The following is a 6,117-nucleotide window of genomic DNA, read 5'->3' on the forward strand; positions in this document are numbered from 1 at the left end:
GGGTGACGGCAACCGCGCGACCGCGCCGGGCGATGGAGTCGGCGTGCCGGACGGCACCGGGGGCCTCGTCGACGAGTTCGGGCCGGGGCCAGATCAGTCGCCGTAGAAGCGTTGTGTGGCGACCCGGTCGTCGAGGACGTCGGGATTGGCGGTGGCGTCCAGGCCGAACAGCGCATAGATCCGGCTGAGCGCCTCGAAGGCATCTCGTTCTGGGTCGCCTACCGCTTGCCAGGTTTGATCCCAAAAATCCGCGCTGGCCGGCCGTGCTGGACTGAGGAACGTATCGAGTCGCTGGGCCCCTGATCCCAGCGTGCGTGGCTGCTCACCTTGAAAACGGCGCGTGGCGATTCGGTGTCGCCAGGTTCCGGGGACCTGGGGAACAACCAGCGTGTCCGCGAGGCGGAAGTACTCCAGGGTCAGCTCGCTCAATACGTGGGCGTTGATCCGTTGAGGCTGATTGCGCTGCTCCATCGCCCAGCACAGCATGTCGGGCGTGGCCACGGCGCCGGCGGTCATGAGGCCATCGGGGCGGATCAGAAGCGCGCAGCGGCCGCGGCCAAGAAACATCGCCCCCTCATGGATCTGCAAGCGCCCATAGTTATCACGGAAGTTGAATCCGGAAGGCCGTAGAACATCTTGCTTCTTCAACGCTCCGTGAACACCGCTGTCGCTGTAGAAGGCAGGCAAGATCCCTGCGGAGGAGGGTGGGACGCTCTGCCAGAAGAGTACGGGAACGTCGCCCCAGTCCTGGAGCCGCTCCAGCGTCTGCAAGTCTTCCGCGGCGGCCTCGTGAAGTTTGCCGCCCGCTGGCCCGGGGGCACCCCGGGGAGCATCTCGCCCCCGCAGCCCCTCGTTGATCAGCCGGTAGGCATCTTCGGAGGGCAGATAGATGGTCCGATCGCTATGACGGATCGGGATCGCGAGTCCTTCGGCGAACTTCTCCTTGTCGTTGAGGGTGCGACGCACGATGACGTAGCGATCCGGCTCTGGTACCGGGTCGACCTCAATCACCAGGTATCCAACGGTGCCCTCGGGTGAGCTCCTGCCTAGATCCGCGTACCAGGAGTGGCTGATGGTGACGCGAGGACGCAGATATTCATTCAGCGTGTCTATGTAGCGGTCGACATTCGCCTTGTTCTGGGGAAAGGGCTGGCACGTGCTCGCGACCTCCAGCGCCTGATGGCTCTTCTTTTCGGCGCCGATCCCGAGCACCAGCAGCCCGCCCTGGGCGTTGGCGAAGGCGGCCACGTCCTTACACAGCTCGAATCTGTTTTTGTCCACGTCCAACTGGTAGGGCGAACTCTTGAAGTCCAGCCATGAGCTTTCCGCCATACCCAGTAGATCCTCCGGTCGGCCGGAGGCCAGCGCTTCGATCAGCGCAAAACGACTAGTGAGAGCCACAAGCGACGACCATAGTCTTGTTCGGCATGCCCAAATAGCCGGGCCAGCGCCACATTCTACGTTCTGGGCCGATCATGCGGTCTGCGGTTGGACGCCTGCCAGCTGTTAACTTTCCTCCCACGGCTGAAGCCGGAGGATTCCAGCCCTCAACAGGCCGGGTTTCCTGCCTCACCGGGCCGTGCCCTCGCCGTTTTCACGGGTCGGGTCTTACCGGCCTTCCACAGGCGTTTCACCTCTCTGCCGGCCCGGCGGCGAGAATGAGCCTTACCTAGAGGTTGGAGTCACCGCGCACCCTGCTGCGGCGGTTCCTGGATCGGGAGTTGTCGGCGAGCGGCACGCGACTGCGCGCGAACTACCGAGCATGACTTCCCATCTGGTCGTTGACGCCCCGCCCGGCGTCGCTCCCCCGTTTCCTGAGGTGGCCGGAGCCAGAGCGACGCCTTCGCCAACGCCGTGATCCAAGAGGGCGGGAAGGCGGTGGCCCTGTGCATGGTGGCCGGCGCTGTCGGCGGACCTGACATCGCCATCGTGAACGCGGCCCTCCTGGCTGTGGCTGTGAACGATAGATGGCGGATGTGAGCGATAGGTGGCGCCGCTGGAGCTGTGAGATTTGGCTGAATGCGATCCCCAGTGGCTTTGAACTAATCTCTTGGCCCCGAAGGAACAGGTCTCTTGGCCCCAGTAGGCGGTCATCGGCATCTGTTGCGAACGAATTGATTGGCCCCACTTGATCGCGCCAGTACTCCTATCCCTGCCTGCTGAGACGTGACCGGCGGTCTCGCTGTTGCCGTCAAGTCCTGATCGGTTTCCACCGGTCCGGGAGATCTTCGAACCGGTTGCTGCGGCACAATAAGGCGGAATGAGTTCCCCCCAGGAAAGCATCCGAGGACATAAGGACTTCCGGCGGCTTTGGACGGGCTTGACCATCAGCCAGCTGGGATCGGCCGTGGGGATGGTGGCACTGCCCGTCATCGCCGTCGCCGTCGTCGAAGCCTCGACGTTCCAGGTCGCCCTTTTGGCCGCCCTCACCGCGATCACCACCGCAACCCTGGCCTTTCCGCTCGGAAGCCATGTCGAGTTCCGGCGCAAACGTCCAGTGATGATCACAACTGACATCATCAGGTTCGCCTGCCTGGCGAGCGTCCCGATCGCCGCGTTCCTTGACGCGGTGACCTTCGCGCAGCTGTGCGTGATCGCCGTGATCAACGCCTCGTGCCAGATCGCGTTCGCCGCGGCGGCACAAGCCCACCTCAAAGCACTGGTCTCCGCACACCGTCTGGTCGACGCCAACAGCCGGCTGGAATCGACACGCTGGCTCAGCATCTCGGTCGGCCCGTCCATCGCGGGCGCGCTCATCGGCTTCCTCACCGCGGTGGGCTCCCTGGTCATCGATGCCCTGTCTTTTCTGTTCAGCGCGCTGGCGATCAAAACTCTCCGCGGTCCCGAACCGGCCCCGCCCGTACGCGAGCGGCACTCTTCGTGGCGTGCGGAGCTGTTTGCCGGATGGCGCTTCGCCTGGGGGCATCCGACCCTGCGGCCGATCCTGATCAGCTGGGTGACCTTCGCCGGCGCCAGCTCGATGGCGGCGTCGGTGAGCGCCGTGTTCTACCTGCGTGACCTGCACTTCGCCGCCTGGCAGTACGGGCTGCTGATGGGAGTGCCCTCCCTGGGCGGATTCGTCGGCGCCAGACTCGCCCCGAAACTGGTGACCCGGCTGGGCGCCGTGCGCGCCCTGTGGTGGGCCAGCATGCTGCGCGGCCCGTGGTACTTCCTGATCCCTGCGGCCATGCCCGGCTCCTTCGGCCTGCTGATGTGCGGCTTCGGGTTCGGCATGGTGCTTTTGTTCGCCGGCGCGGCGAACTCCACCATGGCGAGCTATCGCCAGTTGCAGACCCCCGACCACCTGATGGCCCGGGTGGCCACCTTGTGGTCGTTCGCCACGACGGTCACCCAGCCGCTGTTCATCCTCCTCGGCGGCCTGCTGGCGACCTGGGCCGATACACGGACATCACTCTTCGCCGCCGCGGGCGTGATGTGCACCGCCGCGATCCTGCTGCCGCGCAGGTGAATCGAGAGAACCAGTTCCTTAGCCGACGCCTGTCTCGCGTTGGATGCGGGCCTGGGTATGGGCCAGGCGGTAGGAGTCGGTTCCGGTCTCGATGATATTGCCGCCGAAGGTGAGCCGGTCGACGATCGCGGCGCAGAGGCGGGGGGCGGTGAAGGTCTTGGTCCAGGAGGAGAAGGATTCGTTGGAGGCGATCGCCATGCTGTTCTTCTCCTCTCGCTCCGTCAACACCTGAAATAACAGTTCGGCTCCACGCCGATCGAGTTCCATATAGCCGAGCTCATCAATACAGAGGAGGTCGACCCGGCCGTAGCGGGCGATGGTCTTGGTCAGCTGCTTGTCGTCGGCAGCCTCGACGAGTTCATTGACCAGCTTGGTGGCCAGCACGTATTTGACCCGGAATCCAGCCATGGCGGCCTCGGTGCCCAGTGCGATCAGCAGGTGGGACTTGCCGGTGCCCGAGTCGCCGATCAAGCAGAGCGGCAGCCCTTTCTTGACCCATTCGCAGGAGGCGAGGGTGTGGATGGCAGCAGGATCGATGTGCGGGTTAGCGTCGAAATCGAAGGTGCGTAGCGCCTTGTCACGGGGAAAGCCCGCGGCTTTGATCCGGCGCTCGGATCGGCGGCGATTGCGCTCGTCACACTCGGCCATCAACAGCTCGGCCAGAAACCCGCGATAGGTCATCTGGTCACGGGCGGCGGCGTCGGCGAGTTCGGAGAACTGCCCGCGCATGGTGGGCAGGCGCAGGTTGCGGCAGGCGGCGTCGATGGCGGCATCAGCGGCCGGTTCAGTCAAACCGCGGTGACGAGTGGTCATGGCTGGACTCCCTAAGTGGTGGAGCCCTCGGCCGACGGCCGGGGGTAGCGCAACAGCTGGTCGTAGGCGGACACCGACGGCAGCGGCCGTTCGTCTGGAGGCAACGTGGCTAGGCGTCGCTGGGTCAACGAGATCACCGGGGCGGGCTTGCCCTCATCGGCGGAGGGCTGGTCGTGCTGCGCAACCGGTGGCTGAGTTTCGGCTGCCCGGCGTGCCTCCAGCGCCACTGCGTCGGCCGTCAGGGCTCCGGCGCGCAATGCGGCAGCAATCCCGGCGATAACCTGCTCATGGGTCATGTGCCTGTGCAGCAAGAGCACTTCGATCAGAGCGCGCGTGCCGGCCGCGTCACCATGTGCTCGCCGAGCTGCCTCCCACCACGCGTCGTGCACCGGAGTGAACTTGCCCATAGCCCGGGCCTGCTCCAAGACGGTGGCGCCAGGCAGTGCGCCCGGCTTGCGTAGCAATCCCTCCAGGTAGTGATCCAGATCCAGGCGCACCTGGCCGCGCGAGCCGAGCCGCTCGTGCCGGGCGACCTCAATGCGGCCGTCGTAAACCACCAGCTCACACGCGTGCAGCAGGACGCGGACTTGGCGACCGATTAGGTGCAGTGGCACCGAGTAGCGGTTCATCCGCACCGTGATCTGGCTGTAGCGGTCCACCCGCGGGGTGAACAGCCGTCCGGTCTCGAAATGATCGTCCGGCAGCGGCTGCAGGAACGGTTTTTCGATGGCGAAGTACTCTCCGACAGTGCGCGACCGCTCGCCAATCCGGCGATGCTCGTCTTCCTCATCCCATAGGTCGATCTGCGCGTTCAACTCCGCCAAGGTGGCGACGACGGGCACTGGGACCAACCGGTTGCGCCGGAACCGTCCCACCTCACCCTCGACCCCGCCCTTCTCATGAGCGCCCTCGATGCCGGGTCGGCAGTAGAAGACCTCGAGCCCAGCCCATGACCTGAAGGCGGTCCATCGATCGGTCTCCACTCTGGCCCGAGTGAAGCCCCGCACCTGGGCGACGGCGGAGCTGAGGTTGTCATAGCGCACCTTGCCACGGGGCACGCCGCCCAGTCGTTGAAAGGCATGCACGTGGCCTTCGAAGAAGGACTCCTGTGCCTGAGAGAGAAAGATCCGGTGGATGGCCTTGCCGGAGAAGGAGAGCCGGAAGACGAACAGGTAGCACAAGGTGCGCACCCCGCCGAGGATGATGTACACATCCCCGAAGTCGACTTCGGCTTCCTCTCCGGGACGGTGGGTCTGGGCAATGAACACCGTCGACGACCCGCGACCTTCCTCGACCGCGATCTCCGACTTTCGGCGTTTGATGTAGTCCGGATCCGGCCATAGGAGACGTTGTTCATACCCTGCTCGGCGACCAGCCCGTCGAAGACGCGCTTGGCGGTATGCCGCTGCTTGCGCGGAGCGTCCAGGTCCGCGCGAAGGATCGCATCGATGATCGGTTTATAGGGGTCAACCACCGAACGGCGAGGCGGCATCGGTTTCCGCGCTGCAGGCTAGGGCGACGTCAACGCCTCACGTACCAGCCGCCGGTGCACTCCGTATTGACGAGAGAGTTCATGGATCGACAACTTCTCGATGCGGGCGTCCCTGCGGATCGCCGCGAAAAGCTCGACCTTGGACCTCGGCTGCATGCGGGTCACCTGACTCTCCAGAGCACACTGATGCTCTCACCGCAAGACAGCCGCTGGGGCCACTTCTGACGAACACCGACCCATCCGGTTTTTCAGGCAGGGCCAGAGGTCTCGTTCAACTGGGGCCAACACTTTCGTTCATGGCCACGACGTCAGCGCCCAGCGTCTGAGCGACTGGGCGGCCGGA

General features: G+C 64.9%; 3 protein-coding genes and 1 pseudogene. 1 reads left to right on the plus strand and 3 read right to left on the minus strand.

The window, feature by feature from the left end:
* Positions 1 to 93: 93 nt before the first annotated feature.
* Positions 94 to 1,401: an ATP-binding protein gene (locus tag ABZ260_RS44675; protein WP_355630219.1), complete on the minus strand. Its 1,308-nt coding sequence runs from the start codon at positions 1,399 to 1,401 to the stop codon at positions 94 to 96.
* An 859-nt stretch (positions 1,402 to 2,260) separates the two neighbouring features.
* On the opposite strand from ABZ260_RS44675, the gene ABZ260_RS44680 reads away from it, so the two are divergent.
* A complete protein-coding gene (locus ABZ260_RS44680) occupies positions 2,261 to 3,469 on the plus strand; it encodes an MFS transporter (protein ID WP_355630222.1) in 1,209 nt (402 codons plus the stop codon).
* A gap of 18 nt (positions 3,470 to 3,487) precedes the next feature.
* On the opposite strand, the gene istB is transcribed toward ABZ260_RS44680, so the two are convergent.
* Positions 3,488 to 4,282 carry an IS21-like element helper ATPase IstB gene (gene istB / locus ABZ260_RS44685; RefSeq protein WP_355630225.1) on the minus strand — a complete coding sequence of 265 codons (795 nt, stop codon included), beginning with the start codon at positions 4,280 to 4,282 and terminating at the stop codon, positions 3,488 to 3,490.
* A gap of 11 nt (positions 4,283 to 4,293) precedes the next feature.
* Positions 4,294 to 5,930, minus strand: a pseudogene (gene istA, locus ABZ260_RS44690) (IS21 family transposase).
* Positions 5,931 to 6,117: the final 187 nt, after the last annotated feature.

This window comes from Streptosporangium sp. NPDC006013 (assembly GCF_040614275.1).
Classification (GTDB): Bacteria; Actinomycetota; Actinomycetes; order Streptosporangiales; family Streptosporangiaceae; genus Streptosporangium.